This is a genomic window from Nostoc sp. DedQUE04 (assembly GCF_034530995.1).
In the GTDB taxonomy this organism is placed as follows: Bacteria; Cyanobacteriota; Cyanobacteriia; order Cyanobacteriales; family Nostocaceae; genus Nostoc.
This window is the reverse complement of record NZ_JAVRCA010000019.1, coordinates 17222-30354: the sequence shown is the minus strand read 5'-3', so window position 1 is coordinate 30354 and position 13133 is coordinate 17222. Positions and strand designations below refer to the sequence as shown.

Annotated in this window: 8 protein-coding genes; 4 read left to right on the top strand and 4 right to left on the bottom strand. The window is 43.6% G+C overall.

Annotated features, from left to right (window positions below; all coding sequences use genetic code 11):
- Window positions 1-2675 (top strand): hybrid sensor histidine kinase/response regulator (locus RM049_RS15435; protein WP_322704808.1); only part of this gene is annotated, 2675 nt, incomplete at its 5' end.
- 309 nt (window positions 2676-2984) lie between these two features.
- Window positions 2985-5051 (top strand): prolyl oligopeptidase family protein, encoded by a 2067-nt coding sequence (locus RM049_RS15430; RefSeq protein ID WP_322704807.1) that lies wholly within the window; start codon window positions 2985-2987, stop codon window positions 5049-5051.
- Window positions 5052-5518: 467 nt separating this feature from the next.
- Here the strand turns inward: RM049_RS15430 and RM049_RS15425 are convergent, their stop codons facing one another.
- Window positions 5519-5986 carry a hypothetical protein gene (locus RM049_RS15425; protein WP_322704806.1) on the bottom strand — a complete coding sequence of 156 codons (468 nt, stop codon included), beginning with the start codon at window positions 5984-5986 and terminating at the stop codon, window positions 5519-5521.
- Window positions 5987-6371: 385 nt separating this feature from the next.
- Between RM049_RS15425 and RM049_RS15420 the strand changes: the two genes are divergently transcribed.
- Window positions 6372-9191, top strand: a complete 2820-nt coding sequence (locus RM049_RS15420) for a pitrilysin family protein (protein ID WP_322704805.1) — start codon at window positions 6372-6374, stop codon at window positions 9189-9191.
- Window positions 9192-9513: 322 nt separating this feature from the next.
- On the opposite strand, the gene RM049_RS15415 is transcribed toward RM049_RS15420, so the two are convergent.
- The 3 genes from RM049_RS15415 to RM049_RS15405 form a co-directional block, all read right to left on the bottom strand.
- The gene (locus RM049_RS15415) at window positions 9514-10530 is read right to left on the bottom strand and encodes a sulfate/molybdate ABC transporter ATP-binding protein (protein ID WP_322704804.1); all 1017 of its coding nucleotides are present in this window, start codon (window positions 10528-10530) and stop codon (window positions 9514-9516) included.
- Window positions 10531-10625: 95 nt separating this feature from the next.
- Entirely contained in the window at window positions 10626-11132 is a 507-nt protein-coding gene (yidD, locus tag RM049_RS15410) for a membrane protein insertion efficiency factor YidD (RefSeq protein ID WP_322704803.1), read from the bottom strand.
- Window positions 11101-11454 carry a hypothetical protein gene (locus RM049_RS15405; RefSeq protein WP_322704802.1) on the bottom strand — a complete coding sequence of 118 codons (354 nt, stop codon included), beginning with the start codon at window positions 11452-11454 and terminating at the stop codon, window positions 11101-11103. The genes yidD and RM049_RS15405 overlap by 32 nt, the downstream gene beginning before the upstream one ends.
- A 105-nt stretch (window positions 11455-11559) precedes the next feature.
- On the opposite strand from RM049_RS15405, the gene chlP reads away from it, so the two are divergent.
- Window positions 11560-12780, top strand: coding sequence for a geranylgeranyl reductase (gene chlP / locus RM049_RS15400; RefSeq protein ID WP_322675610.1), 1221 nt, complete (start codon window positions 11560-11562; stop codon window positions 12778-12780).
- Window positions 12781-13133 lie beyond the last annotated feature (353 nt).

The following is a 13133-nucleotide window of genomic DNA, read 5'->3' as shown; positions in this document are numbered from 1 at the left end:
AAAATCCACAACTGCTGTTTGAAGATGTCGCAACAAATGAATTGACCTATATTCAGATGGAAACCACAGAGAATACTGTGGACGAACTATCAGAAACCATTAGTTTTGGGGAAACTTCAGATTCAGCATTATCCGAAGCACAGCCAGGTGATTTGTTCGGCTCTATCGATGAAAATCCACAACTGCTGTTTGAAGATGTCGCAACAAATGAATTGACCTATATTCAAATGGAAACCACAGAGAATACTGTGGACGAACTATCAGAAACCATCAGTTTTGGAGAAACTTCAGATTCAGTCCAGACAAGCCCAGAACTTTTAGAGACTGAGGAAAATAATAATTTAGAAACTACCTTCGATCTAAGGGAAAACACAGTTGTTGAAAATAATTTATTGTTTACAGAAACCACTGAAATAGTTGCTCAAGAAGATGAATTTGCAGACTTGGCAGCATTATTAGGAGAGGACGTAGCACCCATCCCTAAAGCTAAGAAGATACCAGAAGTAGATTTTGCTGCCTTGGAAGACTTGCTAAGTACAGATAACAACAACGATGTCTACGACAGTCTACGCCAACGCCAGCCCTTCAACACTCAACCAGTCTCAGCTAAAAATGCTACTCCATCACCAGCCATAAAAGATGAATTTGGTGACTTAGAGAAATTGCTGGCAGAAGCGAATCAAACAATATCCCATTCTACTGTAGTAAAATCGAACACCAGCCAAGCTACCCGTCCCTCTAGTCGTCGGGCTGCGAGATTTGAAGAAACGATGAAGGTTCCAGTTAAGCAACTGGACGATATGAGTAATTTAGTTGGGGAGTTGGTGGTAAACCGCAATACTTTAGAGCAGGATCATGAACGACTGCGACAGTCATTAGATAACTTGCTAATTCAGGTACAACAACTCTCAGATGTAGGCGCAAGGATGCAGGAGTTGTACGAGCGATCGCTACTGGAAGCTTCTCTATTAGCTGGACGTAAAAAGAAAGACCCTGGGTTACAAACGTCTGATTCCAATGCCGACAGGGGTTTTAGCGAACTAGAAATGGATCGTTTTACTCCCTTTCACACACTCTCACAGCAGATGATTGAGCGCATTGTACGAGTACGTGAGTCGGCTAGTGACATTGATTTTGTTACCGAAGAAACCGAGCGCGTAGCAAGGCAGTTCCGCCAAGTAACCACCCAGTTACAAGAGGGATTAACGAGAGCGCGAATGGTGCCTTTTGCTCAAACTATCGATCGCTGGCGGCGAGGAGTGCGCGACAACGCCATCAAGTGTGGCAAACAAGTAGAGTTGGTGATCGAAGGTGGCGATACCTTAATTGACAAGATGATTTTGGATCATCTGACCGATCCGTTGACTCATATGCTGAATAATGCGATCGCTCACGGTATTGAAACGCCAGAAGAAAGGCAAACTGCTGGTAAACCACCTGCGGGAATCATTACTATCCGTGCCTTCCACCAAGGGAACCAAACGATCATTTCTGTCGGCGATGATGGTGCAGGCATCGATTCGGCAAAGGTTAAGGCTAAGGCTGTGAAGATTGGTATGATTACAGAAGCGCAGGCAAAAGCGATGTCTCGCCTGGAAGTCTACGATCTGCTGTTCCAGTCTGGTTTTACGATTAAAGACCAAGCCGATGAAATTTCTGGTCGTGGTGTGGGTATGGACGTGGTGCGCTCCGAGATTAGCGAAATTCGGGGAACAGTTAACACCGATTCTGCGATCGGCAAAGGAACCACCTTCACCATTCGTTTACCACTGACTCTAAGTATTTGTAAAGCTCTCTGTTGCGTCTCCGATCGCTCCAGGATCGCCTTCCCGATGGATGGTGTAGAAGATACGCTGGATATCCCAGTCAAAAATATTCAGCACGATGCCAATGGGCAATCATTTATTTCCTGGCGCGATACGGTGCTACCATTCCGACCCCTGAAGGAACTTTTAACCTTCAATCGCCAAATCAGTCGCGGTAATGTCTATGGCGGCACCAGAGATGATGATATGGTTTCTGTGGTTGTGGTGCGATCGGCAAATACCCTGATTGCTCTACAGATTGACCTGGTGTTAAGCGAACAAGAAATTGTAATTAAGCAATTTGAAGGGCCAGCACCTAAACCCATTGGTGTAGCTGGTGCTACAGTTCTGGGTGATGGTCGGATTATGCCCATTGCTGATGTACTGGAAATAATTGACATCTTCCAGGGACGGATTTCTACACAAGCTGGTGGCAATTCTTGGCAACAAAAACTCACTCCTCCAGATACCTCTCCCGCGAAGATTGACCCGACAGTGCTGATTGTCGATGACTCAATTACAGTTCGAGAATTGCTATCCCTGACATTTAACAAAGCAGGTTATCGCGTAGAACAGGCACGTGACGGTCAGGAAGCTTGGGATAAACTCCGCTCTGGTCTGCCTTGCGATATCGTATTTTGCGATATCGAAATGCCCCGTTGCGACGGTCTGGAATTACTCTCTCGCATCCAGAAAGACTCTAACCTCAACCACTTACCGATCGCAATGCTCACCTCGCGCGGTGCAGACAAGCACAGACAAATTGCCGCTCAACTCGGTGCTAGTGGCTACTTTACCAAGCCCTATCTCGAAGAAGCTCTACTTGAAGCCGCAGCGCGAATGCTGAAAGGAGAGAAACTCGTTAACTAAATCAACCAAAAGACTTCGATTTTAGGGAAAACTCTACACGCTTCTATCTCGATAAAAGCTAATACTATTTTTTAGTAGTACAATTGTTCTATATCAAAATAGCACGTATTGCCCCGTCAGAAGCCGGGGCTTTCTTTTTGAGAACAATTAAAGTGTATACCCCAAGTCTCAATACTTGCCGTTTAACCTTTCCCCTTTAACCTTTTCCCCAAACCCAATTCTGAGTTCAAAATCCAAAAACCTAGTACTATTGTCCCAAGTCTTGGGTCTATCTTTGTAGTATGTAAAGAAGCACTTTGACCTAAGACTATGCCTTCTTCTGAAAATCTCACTTACCCAACCAGCCATAAGAGCAATCAAGTCGATGACTACCACGGTACTTCAGTTGCAGATCCTTACCGTTGGTTAGAAGATCCTGACTCCGAAGAAACAAGAACTTGGATTGAGGCACAAAATCAAGTTACTTTTGGCTACCTGAGTGAAATTCCTGCTAGGGAAAAAATTAAACAGCGCCTTACCAAACTTTGGGATTATGAAAAATACGGTATTCCTTTTAAAGAAGGCGAACGTTACTTTTATTTCAAAAATGATGGACTGCAAAATCAAAGTGTTTTTTACACTTTGAAAACCCTCGACGACCAACCCCAAGTTTTACTCGATCCCAATAAACTCTCAGAAGATGGCACTGTTGCTCTTTCAGGATTGTCGATTAGCGAGGATGGGAAACTTTTAGCTTATGGTCTATCCTCCTCCGGTTCTGATTGGCAAGAGTGGAAAGTACGCAATGTTGAAACTGGGGAAGACCTCCAAGACCATCTGAAGTGGATTAAATTTTCTGGAGCATCTTGGACACACGATAATCAAGGTTTTTTCTATAGTCGCTACGATGAACCAAATGAAAAAACTCGATTAGAAGATGTCAACTATTATCAAAAGCTCTACTATCATCAACTAGGGAAACCCCAATCAGAAGACGTACTAATTTATCATCGTCCTGACCAAAAAGAATGGGGTTTTAGTGGTGGCGTTACTGAAGATGGACGCTATCTAATAATTTCAATTTGGCTAGGGACTGACTCTAAAAATTTGGTTTTTTACAAAGACTTAACTAACGCTAATGCGGAAGTCGTAGAACTAATTAACCAATTTGAGGCAGATTATAGCTTTATCGACAATGATGATAGCGTGTTTTATTTTCGCACAGATTTAAATGCACTGCGGGGAAGAGTTATTGCGATTGACACGAAAAACCCCACCTCAGAAAATTGGCAAGAAATTATTCCCCAATCAGCAGAAACTTTGGAAAGTGTCGGTATACTTAATAATCAACTCCTTGCTGATTACCTCAAAGATGCTCACAGTCAAATCAAAATTTTTGACCTTAAAGGTGCGTTGATTCGAGAGTTAGAACTACCAGGACTCGGTTCAGCCGGAGGCTTTGGGGGTAAGCGTTATGATACTGAAACTTTTTATAGTTTTACCAGCTTTACCATACCAGGCACTATTTATCGCTACGACATGGTGACAGGAAAAAGTCAGGTTTTCCGTCAACCACAGGTAGATTTTAATCCTGATGAGTACGAGACAAAACAAGTCTTTTATCACAGCAAAGATGGTACTAGAGTACCAATGTTTATTACGCACAAAAAGGGTATTAAATTAGATGGAAATAACCCTACTTATCTCTATGCTTATGGTGGTTTTAATGCCTCAATGACACCTGGTTTTTCTGTGAGTTTGTTGATGTGGATGGAGATGGGTGGTGTCTATGCTATGGCTAATATCCGTGGTGGTGGAGAATACGGTGAAGAATGGCATCAAGCAGGAATGAAGGATAAAAAGCAGAATGTCTTTGATGACTTTATTGGTGCTGCTGAATGGCTGATTGCTAATAAGTATACTAAAACTGAGAAGCTAGCGATCGCAGGTGGTAGTAACGGCGGTTTATTAGTGGGTGCTTGTATAACGCAGCGTCCCGATTTGTTTGGTGCAGCGTTACCAGCAGTCGGCGTCATGGATATGTTGCGGTTCCACAAATTTACCATCGGTTGGGCTTGGACTTCCGAATATGGTTCTGCGGATAATCCAGAAGAGTTTCCGGCGCTGTATGCTTATTCGCCATTACATAACATCAAACCAAATACAGCTTACCCAGCAACCTTAATTACCACAGCCGACCATGACGATCGCGTTGTCCCTGCTCATAGTTTCAAATTTGCCGCCGCTTTACAAGAGGCTCACGCAGGTGATGTGCCAACGCTAATTAGAATTGAGACGAAAGCCGGACATGGTGCGGGTAAACCCACCGCTAAAATTATCGAGGAAGCCGCAGATAAATGGGCTTTTTTGGTACGTGCTTTGGATATTGAAGTTTAGCAACTTTGTAGGGTGGGCATTGCCCACTCTAGGAGGCTAAACTAACTGAATCAATAATCAATTGACACAAAAAGTTTTCCCCGACATCGGTATTAATAGATGAGTTAAAATCAAATCATTTAAAATACTCTTAAAAGTCTTGATAATTTTTAATCAAAAATTGTATAAAACTAAAATTTACTTAATTTAAATTATCATCTATTTCATAAATAACGCGATATTAACGTTGACAAAAAGTTAAGCGATAATGGTGAAGGCAAACAATTATTTACCTTCACTCTCAATACGGTTTGGTTAAGGTTTTTTGATGAAAATTCTAGATCGTTAAAGATGCGATAAATCACCCTCTTTACGAAGGACTGATTATTGTAGAGACGGCGATTTATCGCGTCTTGCCTTAACCGAACAGTATTACCGCTTTTCTCGATGCAAGCAAGAAGTTTAATATTTTTATCCTTCTTGTGTACTTAAAACGCGACAGCTTGAGCTATACCAGTTAAATGGATTGTCGTATAAGTTTGTCTTTGCCCCTGGTTGAATTTAGGAATCACAGAAAAGAGGTTTGTTGTTGTGATTCCCTTAGTTTCTACTGCGGCTGAGTTGCTTTTTCCAAGGTTTACACGGGGTAAGATCAAAGTAAACACGATATTGCCAGTATCTACTGTCCTACGGATAGTTACAGTTACGAGTGTACCAATCTCTGTTTCTACAGTACGGATCTGATCGGTACCTTGAAAGTTTAATGTCTGTTGCTTATCTTTATAGGTAAAAAGGGGCTTGCCAGTAAAGCTTGTCGTTGAGTAACTAATGTTGATATTCTTACCTTGAAACTGGTATAAGTTTGGTACTACTTCTGAGGCATTAGCTGATAATACAGGTATTGCTGTTAACAGCATACCTAATGTGAACGATCCAATCAAGTTTCTTGTTTGCATATCTAAAAAAGTTTTTGCTAGTTTGACCGAGATACTTACCCGAATGGGATGACAACAGGTATCAAACCAATTTTAAAAGTAGATATTACTACAATCGTGTAAAAAGAAACACATTGCAATGCTTGTTAATCTATTTGCAATAATTTCTAATATTCTGTAAAAGTTTTATCGCCGCACCTAATAACCCTTGGGTAGTTTTAACAAATGCACCCAGATATGCTATGGGCAAAAAAGTAGTACAGCAATAAGTTTATATATCATCTCCTTTGAGGGGATTTGATTTCATTTTCGTCTTATTCCCTCAATAACTAGCAACTTGAGTTAGATTTAAATTTTGAAATACCCTTTGGGGTTTTATTTTAAAATTGGAAATTTTGTATTGCTTATGAAACGGCGATCGTACATGATGCTTTTAGGATTTTTCCTCAGCCTTATTTTAACTATCGTGCCAATGGCTGGCAATTTCACTAATGCTGCAACGCCAACAGCAGTCACACCTGTCTCTGCTCTCTCATTCACCCAAGGAGTGCAAAAAACAGTATTAGACAACGGTTTAACGGTATTAACCAAGGAAGTTCATACTGCTCCCGTGGTGAGTGTGCAAGTTTGGTATAAAGTTGGCTCGCGCAACGAGGTTAAGGGAGAGAATGGTATTTCTCACCAGCTAGAACATTTAATGTTCAAAGGTACAAATGACCGTCCTGTACAGTTTGGACGGTTGTTTAGTGCTTTGGGTAGCCAGTTCAATGCTTTTACTAGTTATGACGAAACAGCTTACTTTGGCACAGTACAGCGAGACAAATTAGAAGCACTGCTGACACTAGAAGCCGATCGCATGGAAAATTCCTTAATTGGGCCTGAACAACTCACCAGTGAAAAGCGGGTGGTGATCTCCGAGTTACAAGGATACGAAAATTCACCAGGTTATCGTCTGAGTCGGGCAGTGATGCGGGCTGCTTTCCCCAATCGAGCTTATGGTTTATCGGTGGGAGGCACAAAAGCCGATGTCGAGCAATTCACGGTGGAGCAGGTACGGAATTATTACCAAACCTATTACAGCCCAGAAAATGCCACGTTGGTGATTACGGGGGATTTTGCCACAAAACCCGCACTCAAAGTTGTCCAAGAAACTTTTGGTAAGTTATCCCAACGACCAAAAAAGAATACGGCACTCCCTAATGCCAGGAGAGCAATTGATAATTCCTCGGCATCTTCTTCCATTGCTAACGCTTCCCCGTCTACCCCTGTTGCGAAAAAAGCACCGATTGTCCTCAAGCAACCTGGAAGTGCAGCACTATTGCAAGCGGTGTATCCTTTGCCAGATATCAAACATCCTGATGTTCCGGCAATTGATTTGATGGATGCCATTCTTACAGGTGGACGTAGTTCTCGACTGTATCAGGCTTTGGTGGAATCTGGACTCGCTAGTTCAGTGAGTGGTGGTGCTGCTGAACTCATCGAACCGGGTTGGTATGAAATTGATGCTACGGCGGCTCCCGGTCAAGAACTAGGGAAAATTACCCAGGTACTCCAGGAATCTTTAGCAAAATTGCAACAACAGCCTGTCACCTCAGAAGAGTTGAAGCGGGCGAAGACGCAACTGCAAGCCTCATATATTTTGGGTAATCAAGATATCACGAGTCAAGCTAATCAACTGGGATATAACCAAACGATCGCAGGGGATTATCATTTTATTGAAAGGTATCTGGCTGCGATCGCGAAAGTAACTCCTGCTCAAGTCCAAAAAGCAGCGAAAACTTACCTCAATCCGGCTCAACAAACCATCGGTTTCTTTGAGCCGACTCAACCAGATGGTAAGCCAGGAACTTCTAGCGCTGGTTCTAGTCGCACGGTGGAAAATTTCAGCCCTGGTAAGCCTGTAGATCCAGCAGAACTAGCAAAATATTTGCCACCTGCCACATCAGAAACAGATTCTAATAAACAATCACTACCAGAAGAGTTTACCTTAAAGAATGGTTTGAAGGTTCTGCTGTTGAGCGATCGCAATCTTCCCACCATTAACTTGAGCGGACAAATTGACGCTGGTGCTGAATTTGATGGCAATCAAAAAGCTGGATTAGCGAATCTAACTGCAAGCAACTTAATGAATGGGACACAGACTAAAAATGCTCTGACCCTAGCAAAAACCTTAGAAGACCTGGGAGCCGGTTTGAGCTTCGGTGCTAGCCGTGAGGGAGTTAACGTCAGCGGTGAGGGACTTTCAGCAAATTTGCCAATATTAATTCAAACTCTAGCAGATGTGTTAGAAAACGCCACTTTCCCCGCCGATCAGTTAGAACTGAGTCGTCAAAGGGCATTGACAAGTCTGAAAGTCCAACTAGATGACCCTAGAGGTTTGGGAAGGCAAGTATTCCAACAGGCAATTTACCCTGAAAATCATCCATTCCACAGCTTTCCCACAGCCGAGAGTTTAAAGACTATTACTCGTGATGATTTGCTTGGTTTCTACCAGACACACTACCGACCGGATACCACGACGATCGCTTTGGTGGGAGACTTTGATTCAGTTAAGGTAAAAGCTTTGCTAAATGAAGTGTTTGGTAAATGGCAAGCCACAGGTAAGCCACCTGTTCTCAAAATACCAACCGTACCATTTCCGCAAACTTTGACACAACTAAATAAAGTAATTCCCGGTAAAGCTGAGGCTGTCACCTACATCGGCTACAACGGCATCTCTCGGAAAGATCCGCGTTATTATGCGGCACTGGTGCTAAATCAAATTTTGGGTGGTGATACCTTAGCCAGCCGCTTGGGTACGGAAGTGCGCGATCGCCAAGGTTTAACCTACGGTATATATAGTGGTTTTGCCGCCGGGATTAATCCGGGGCCGTTCTTGATTCAAATGCAAACTGCTCCTCTTGATGCCCAAAAAGCGATCGCCAGTACTCTCGCTTTACTAAAACAGTTACGCGAGCAAGGAGTAACTGAGGCTGAATTAAACACGGCAAAACGCTCAATTACCAATAGCTACCCCGTGGATTTAGCTAATCCTAGTGATGTATCAAGCATCATTTTGGATAATGCTGTTTTAGGGCTTTCACGGTCAGAAATCCGAGAGTTTCCTCGACGGATTCAAGCAGTCACTATGGCTAATATGCAACAGGCAATTGAAGATTTAATTAAGCCAGAAAATCTGGTGATTGTCACCGCCGGGCCTGGAGATAGTGTAACCAAGGGTAGCTAATTATTTCAGATATACCAAGGGACTGGGGACTGGGGACTGGGGACTGGGGACACTTCGACAAGCTCAGTGCATCGCTGGGGACTGGGTGAAAAGTCTTTTTGTGTCTAAGTTTTATCATCTGTTAATGTCCTAATCACCAAGGCTTGTGCTATACATAGCAATCCTATCTGATTGATAAAAATCGCAATAACAAGATCCCCGACTTCTTTAAGAAGTCGGGGATTTGATTGTTTACGAATGATTTAGGATGGCTAATATCACTTCCTGCCTCCTGCCCCTTGCCCCCTGCCCCCTGCCCCCTGCCTCCTGCCTCCTGCCTCATTCAAATTGAATAAGACACTGGAAAGGACTTTGCATCCTTTGGCTTCACATACACTCGCTGTAGAGGTTCTAACTTTAAGTCATTAAAGCGATCGCGTGTTAAATGCGCCATCACTACTTGCCCGTCATCGAAAGTTAATTCCACCTGAATTTCCCAACCCAAATGTATTAATCGGCTTACTGTTGCAGGTGTAGTCGTACCGTTTGCAGCCTTTTCTAAAATCACATCTTGCGGACGCAAAAATACTTGTGGGTGTGGCGCATCAAACCCGCTACTTTGAAAAATCTTTGAAGAGCTGGGTAATACATTCACCGGGCCGATGAAGCTCATTACAAATGCGGTGGCGGGATTATCATAAATTTCTGCTGGTGTCCCTACCTGTTCCACACGTCCTTTATTCATCACCACAACCTCATCGGAGACTTCCATTGCTTCCTCTTGGTCGTGGGTGACGAAAACTGTGGTAACATGAACTTCATCATGGAGGCGGCGTAACCATGCCCGTAAGTCTTTGCGAACTTTAGCATCAAGTGCGCCAAAAGGTTCATCTAGCAATAAAACTTCCGGTTCTACTGCCAAAGCCCTGGCTAAAGCTACCCGTTGTCTTTGACCGCCAGAAAGTTGTGATGGATAGCGATCGCCTAATCCAGTCAATTGCACCAATTCGAGTAACTGTTCTACCCGTCCTTTAATCTTCTTTGGCTGTGCCTTACGAATTTCTAAGCCAAAGGCAATATTTTGCTTAACTGTCAGATGCTTGAATAGGGCGTAGTGCTGAAATACAAACCCAATATTTCGCTGTTGCACACTTTGGTATGTAGCGTCCTTACCGGTAAGCAGGATTTTGCCGCTATCTGGCATTTCTAAACCTGAAATTAACCGTAGTAGCGTAGATTTACCCGATCCCGATGGCCCAAGTAATGCAACTAGCGAACCACTCTTAATTTCTAGGCTAACCTCATCAACTGCCTTGAAACTCCCGAATTGTTTGGAGACGTTCTCAACTACTATACCCACTGCTACTATAACCTCTGCAACTAAATCTACAGATCCTTGGTAGGATTACTGTGTCCTACATATACCATACATTGTTATTTATGGATGAACAAGATTTAGCTACCGCAACTGCCACAATCGAGGAAGCTACAATCAGCACCACTGCAATCTAGGGAACTACAATCAGCAGCACCACAATCTAGGGAACCACAATCGGGTGTTATGCTAACGATCTCGACACAATTACAGCCCAAATCAGCACAATCAAAACAGTTGGTATTGTCGCTACTAATAAATGAGGATTTTTGAGCAACTTTACCAGATGCTTGTCGTTGCTGCATGTCTGCTTCATCCTCTGTAGATTCTTCTGAGTTTTCGCTCTGCATTCGCAAAATTTGGTTGGCTTGTTTGCAAGCTTGAAATCGTTCGTGGGAATTAACAAAAGCTGCTTTTAATCCTTCCTTGGCAACTACCCGCTTAATGTATTGAGAGCAAGATTCGCCGCCATATAGTATTCTGTGGGCACAAGCAAAACCTTTGTGCGGAGAAATATGTTTTTGATATCCATTAATTGCGGCAGTACTAAGTTGTCTAGTAAAAGAATCGAATAAGGAAATTTGCATATTTTATAACTGGGGCATTGGGCATTGGCACTAACCAATATTCTTTAGTACTTACGCAAAAGCTCTCTAAAACTCTTATTTTTGTGCGTTCTACCCTGCAAGAAGCCGCTCTGCATCTATGCAGTTCGTTTTTCATGATTTTGCGTAAGTCCTGTTCTTCATTCTTCCCAATACTCAATAGCAAATACTCAATACCCCATGCCCAATGCCCAATGCCCAATACTTCGACTCCGCTCAGTACAAGTGCCCAATGCCCAATGCCCCATGCCCAATGCCCAATGCCCAATGCCCAATGCCCCAGGTTCAATTCGTATCGAAACATTAAGGAATATTGCATTTAAGCAGAAACCTAGAGGTAAAGCGCCAAATCACCCAAAAGACCGTGGTAGTATGCTCTCGGTAAATGTGAAGATTGGGAGAAAGACCTTTGACACTACGGGTTGCTGTTATTGGGTCAGGCCCTGCTGGTTCATCTGCCGCAGAAACACTGGCAGCCTCTGGGATTGAAACCTACCTGTTTGAGCGGAAGCTAGACAATGCGAAGCCTTGCGGGGGTGCAATTCCCCTATGTATGGTGAGTGAATTTGACTTACCACCAGAGATTATCGATCGCCGGGTACGGAAGATGAAAATGATTTCGCCTTCCAATCGCGAGGTTGATATCAATCTGATAAATGAAGATGAATATATAGGAATGTGCCGCCGGGAAGTACTAGATGGCTTTTTGCGCGATCGCGCGGCCAAACTAGGCGCAAATTTAATTAATGCCACTGTTCATAAACTTGATATACCAGGAAACAATACCGATCCCTATACGATTCATTACGTTGACCACACAGATGGGATATCACAGGGTATTGCCAAAACTCTGAAGGTGGATGTAATTATTGGGGCAGATGGGGCTAATTCCCGCGTTGCCAAAGAAATGGACGCTGGGGATTACAATTATGCGATCGCCTTCCAAGAGCGGATTCGCTTACCCGAAGACAAAATGGCCTACTATAACAATCTCGCCGAAATGTATGTCGGTGATGACGTTTCTACCGATTTCTACGCTTGGGTTTTCCCCAAATATGACCACGTAGCTGTCGGTACTGGCACAATGCAGATCAATAAAGCCAGCATCAAACAGTTACAAGCTGGTATCCGCGCTCGTGCATCCGAGAAGCTAGCTGGCGGTAAAATCATCAAAGTTGAAGCGCACCCCATTCCCGAACATCCCCGTCCCCGTCGTGTTGTCGGTCGCATCGCCTTGGTGGGAGATGCTGCTGGTTATGTTACCAAGTCTTCTGGTGAAGGTATTTATTTCGCCGCTAAATCTGGGCGGATGTGTGCCGAAACCATTGTCGAAGCATCTAACAGTGGTAGCCGGATTCCTACAGAAGGCGACCTGAAGGTTTACCTGAAGCGTTGGGATAAAAGATACGGACTCACTTATAAGGTGCTGGACATTCTGCAAACCGTATTCTATCGTTCTGACGCCACCCGCGAAGCCTTTGTGGAAATGTGCGATGACCTCGATGTACAACGGCTAACATTCGATAGCTATCTGTATAAGACTGTTGTCCCAGCTAATCCCATCACCCAATTGAAGATTACTGCCAAAACTATTGGTAGTCTAATTCGGGGTAATGCCCTTGCACCTTAATTGAGTGGCACTTCCAACAAAGAAATTACTCAATTTTGTGGGGTGGACATCCTGCACGCTCATGAATCAGGGCGGGCAAGATGCCCACCCCACAATATATGTTTCCGAAGGGTAGCAACTGGCGCAGCCCAGAGAGAAAAAAGAGATTTTACGAGTCACCTTGAAAGGGTTAGTTTTCAATGTTCTAGATAGCACAACTCTTTACTTAGTACAGTTTTGCGTAAAGTGTAGCGTTTTTAATGCAAGCCGACGCATTAACAATGCAAGCCGATGTATTAACAAGGCGGCCGACGCATTAACAATGCAAGCCGACGCATTAACAAGGCGGCCGACGCATTAACAATGCAAGCCGA

Coding starts and splice junctions, on each gene's coding strand:
- RM049_RS15425 (WP_322704806.1), bottom strand. CDS start 5,986: ATGCAAACAAGAAACTTGATTGGATCGTTCACATTAGGTATGCTGTTA.
- RM049_RS15430 (WP_322704807.1), top strand. CDS start 2,985: ATGCCTTCTTCTGAAAATCTCACTTACCCAACCAGCCATAAGAGCAAT.
- yidD (WP_322704803.1), bottom strand. CDS start 11,132: ATGCAAATTTCCTTATTCGATTCTTTTACTAGACAACTTAGTACTGCC.
- RM049_RS15420 (WP_322704805.1), top strand. CDS start 6,372: ATGAAACGGCGATCGTACATGATGCTTTTAGGATTTTTCCTCAGCCTT.
- RM049_RS15405 (WP_322704802.1), bottom strand. CDS start 11,454: ATGTTTCGATACGAATTGAACCTGGGGCATTGGGCATTGGGCATTGGG.